Annotated in this window: 4 protein-coding genes; all 4 read left to right on the top strand. The window is 67.8% G+C overall.

All coding sequences use genetic code 11. The features are described 5' to 3' along the window. Positions 1-171 precede the first annotated feature (171 nt). Positions 172-1,965: an acyl-CoA dehydrogenase gene (locus AC1D15_RS20985; protein ID WP_477827486.1), complete on the top strand. Its 1,794-nt coding sequence runs from the start codon at positions 172-174 to the stop codon at positions 1,963-1,965. Positions 1,966-1,990: 25 nt separating this feature from the next. Beyond that, on the top strand, positions 1,991-2,944 hold the full coding sequence (locus AC1D15_RS20990) for an NAD(P)H-dependent flavin oxidoreductase (RefSeq protein ID WP_465112291.1): 954 nt from the start codon (positions 1,991-1,993) through the stop codon (positions 2,942-2,944). A gap of 97 nt (positions 2,945-3,041) precedes the next feature. Continuing rightward, positions 3,042-3,458 carry a cupin domain-containing protein gene (locus tag AC1D15_RS20995; RefSeq protein ID WP_047502840.1) on the top strand — a complete coding sequence of 139 codons (417 nt, stop codon included), beginning with the start codon at positions 3,042-3,044 and terminating at the stop codon, positions 3,456-3,458. Between the two features lie 13 nt (positions 3,459-3,471). After that, positions 3,472-3,921 (top strand): aldo/keto reductase (locus tag AC1D15_RS21000; protein ID WP_477827487.1); only part of this gene is annotated, 450 nt, incomplete at its 3' end.

Below are 3,921 nucleotides of genomic sequence, written 5' to 3' on the forward strand. Positions count from 1 at the left end.
TCTTCAGCGTGGCCGACTATGGCCTCGAGGCTGATCTCTTCACGGCCGTGCCGGAGCTGGTGAAGGCCCTGTAAGACCCGGAGCCTGCGCCGCAAGCAGTGCCCCGCAAGCCCGTTGGCTCGATCGAATCAACGGGCTTTCTTTTGCCTGAACGAGAACAAGGAGACAACGATGAGCTACATCGCCCCCGTCAAGGACATGCTGTTCTGCATGAAGGAACTCGCCGGACTGGAGGCCGTGGCGCAGCTGCCCGGCTTCGAGGACGCCGGGCTGGAGACGGCGCAGGCGGTGCTCGAGGAATGCGCGCGCTTCAACCAGGAGGTGCTCGCGCCGCTGAACTTCGAGGGCGACAAGAACCCGTCGTCGTGGAAGGATGGCCAGGTCACCACCACGCCCGGCTTCAAGCAGGCCTTCCGCCAGTTCGCCGAAGGCGGCTGGCAGGGCTTGCAGCATCCGTCGGATTTCGGCGGGCAGAACCTGCCGAAGACGATCGGCGCGGCCTGCATCGAGATGCTCAACAGCGCCAACATGAGCTTCGCGCTGTGCCCGCTGCTGACCGATGGCGCGATCGAGGCGCTGCTCACCGCCGGCACCCCCGAGCAGCAGGCGCTGTTCCTGCCGAAGATGATCTCCGGCGAGTGGACCGGCACGATGAACCTGACCGAGCCGCAGGCCGGCTCCGACCTCGCACTGGTGCGCACGCGCGCCGAGCCGCAGCCCGACGGCAGCTACAAGATCTTCGGCACCAAGATCTTCATCACCTACGGCGAGCACGACATGGCGGGCAACATCGTCCACCTGGTGCTGGCCCGCGTGGTCGGCGCACCCGAGGGCGTGAAGGGCATCAGCCTGTTCCTGGTGCCGAAATTCCTGGTGAATGCCGACGGCTCGCTGGGCGCGCGCAACGATGCGCACTGCGTGAGCATCGAGCACAAGCTGGGCATCAAGGCCAGCCCGACCGCGGTGCTGCAGTTCGGTGACCATGGGGGGGCCGTCGGGCAATTGATCGGCCAGGAGAACCGCGGCCTCGAGTACATGTTCATCATGATGAACGCGGCCCGCTATGCGGTGGGCATGCAGGGCATCGCGGTGGCGGAGCGGGCCTACCAGAAGGCGGTGGCCTATGCGAAGGACCGCGTGCAGTCGCGCCCGGTCGACGGCTCGGTGGCCGGCAGCGCGAGCATCATCCACCACCCCGACGTGCGCCGCATGCTGATGACGATGCGCGCCCTGACCGAAGGCTGTCGCGCGATGGCGCTGACGGCCGCGGCCGCCTACGACGCCGCGCATGCGCACCCCGATGCCGAGGTGCGCCAGCAGAACCAGGCCTTCTACGAGTTCATGGTGCCGCTGGTGAAGGGCTACAGCACCGAGATGAGCCTGGAGGTGACGAGCCTCGGCGTGCAGGTGCACGGCGGCATGGGCTTCATCGAGGAGACCGGTGCGGCGCAGTACTACCGCGACGCGAAGATCCTGACCATCTACGAGGGCACGACCGCGATCCAGGCGAATGACCTGGTCGGCCGCAAGACGGCGCGCGACGGCGGCCGGACCGCGAAGGCGATCGCCGCGCAGATCGAGAAGACCGAGGCCGAGCTGGCACGGCGCGACAGCGTGGCCGCGCGTGCGGTGCTGAAGCGGCTGGCCGTGGCGCGCGAGGCCTTCGTGCAGGTGGTCGAGTTCGTGGCCGGATCGACGAAGGCGCATCCGAACGCGGTGTTCGCCGGCTCGGTGCCGTACCTGATGCTGGCCGGCAACCTGATGGCCGGCTGGCAGCTGGCGCGGGCGCTGCTGGTGGCCGAGACGCAGCTGGCCGCGAAGGAAGGGGATGCGAGCTTCCTCCAGTCCAAGGTCGCCACCGCACGCTTCTATGCCGAGCACATCCTGAGCCGCGTGCCCGGCCAGCGCGATGCCATCCTCGACGGCGCCGACAGCGTGATGGCGCTGGCGATGGACGCATTCTGATCTGTCAATTCAACGGAGACCCGCCTTGTCGCTTCCGCCCGTTCTGCAGAACCTGCCGCTGCCGGTGATCGGCTCGCCGCTGTTCATCATCAGCAACCCGAAGCTCGTGATCGAGCAGTGCAAGGCCGGCATCGTCGGCGCGATGCCGGCGCTGAACGCGCGCCCGGCCGAGCTGCTCGACGAGTGGCTGGCCGAGATCACCGAGACGCTGGCCGCGCACGACCGCGCGCACCCGGAGCGCCCGGCCGCGCCGTTCGCGATCAACCAGATCGTGCACAAGAGCAACGACCGGCTCGATCACGACATGGCGCTGTGCGCGAAGTACAAGGTGCCGGTCATCATCACCTCGCTCGGCGCGCGCACCGACGTGAACGACGCGGTGCACGCCTGGGGCGGCATCGTGCTGCACGACGTCATCAACAACTTCTTCGCGAAGAAGGCGATCGAGAAGGGCGCCGACGGGCTGATCGCGGTGGCGGCCGGTGCCGGCGGCCATGCGGGCGTGAAGAGCCCGTTCGCGTTGGTGCAGGAGATCCGCACCTGGTTCGACGGCCCGCTTGCGCTGAGCGGCTCGATCGCGAGCGGCGATGCGATCCTGGCGGCGCGGGCGATGGGTGCCGACCTGGCCTACATCGGCTCGGCCTTCATCGCGACCGACGAAGCACGCGCGAGCGACGACTACAAGCAGATGATCGTCGCCAGCAGCAGCGACGACATCGTCTACAGCAACCTCTTCACCGGCGTGCACGGCAACTACCTGAAGGGCTCGATCGTGAAGGCCGGGCTCGACCCGGAGAACCTGCCCGAGAGCGACCCGAGCAAGATGAACTTCGGCGGCGATGCGCGCAAGGCCTGGAAGGACATCTGGGGCTGCGGGCAAGGGATCGGGGCGATCGATTCGGTGGTGCCGGCGCGCGTGCTGGTGGAGCGGCTGCACGGGGAGTACGAGGCGGCGCGGCGCAGGCTGGCGGTGGCCTGAAGGGATTCGCGCCGGATCCTTCCCTGGCAATCCCGGTTGACGCTGCGGGTTCGCCGCGCGCACAGTGCCACCGCGCATGTCGCGCGAGGAGACCGCCATGAAGAACATGTCCCGTCCGGCGCTGATGCTGTCCGGCGCCTTGCTGTTTTCCCTCGGCCTGGCCACCGGCCTCACCGCCCAGACGCTCACCGATTCGCCGCAGCGCGCCGAGCAGAAGCGCACAGACCTGAGCGGCACGCCCAACATGGAGGTGATCGCGTCGATCGTCGAGCTGAAGCCGGGCCAGAGCAGCAACCTGCATGTGCACCACGGCGTGGAGGCCTTCCACGTGCTGCAGGGCGCGATGGTGCAGGCGCCGGGCAAGGATGCCTCGATGATGCCCACCGGCCTGACCGGGCTGAACCTGCGCGACGTGCAGCACGGCAGCTTCAAGGTGGTCGGCGACATACCCTTGAAGTTGTTCACGGTGCACATCGTCGACAAGAATGCACCGCTGTACGACTTCGTCAAATGACACCCCGGGCACCATGACCTACACCGCCGCGGCCGACCGCTACGAGACCATGACCTACCGCCGCTGCGGCCGCAGCGGCCTGAAACTGCCGGCGCTGTCGCTCGGCCTGTGGCACAACTTCGGCGATGCCACGCCGCTCACCGAGCAGCGCGCGCTGCTGCGCACCGCCTTCGACCTCGGCATCAACCACTTCGACCTCGCCAACAACTACGGCCCGCCGTACGGCAGCGCCGAGACCAATTTCGGGCGCCTGCTGCGCGAGGATTTCAAGCCCTACCGCGACGAGCTGGTGATCTCCACCAAGGCCGGCTACGACATGTGGCCGGGCCCGTACGGGCAGGGCGGCGGCTCGCGAAAATACGTGCTCGCGAGCCTCGACCAGAGCCTGCGGCGCATGGGCCTGGACTACGTCGACATCTTCTACTCGCACCGCTTCGATGCCGCCACGCCGCTGGAGGAAACC

The organism is Rhizobacter sp. P2_H2, assembly GCF_056403375.1.

Excerpts from the sequence above, each read along its gene's own strand:
- AC1D15_RS20985 (WP_477827486.1), top strand. The coding sequence starts at position 172 with ATGAGCTACATCGCCCCCGTCAAGGACATGCTGTTCTGCATGAAGGAA.
- AC1D15_RS20995 (WP_047502840.1), top strand. The coding sequence starts at position 3,042 with ATGAAGAACATGTCCCGTCCGGCGCTGATGCTGTCCGGCGCCTTGCTG.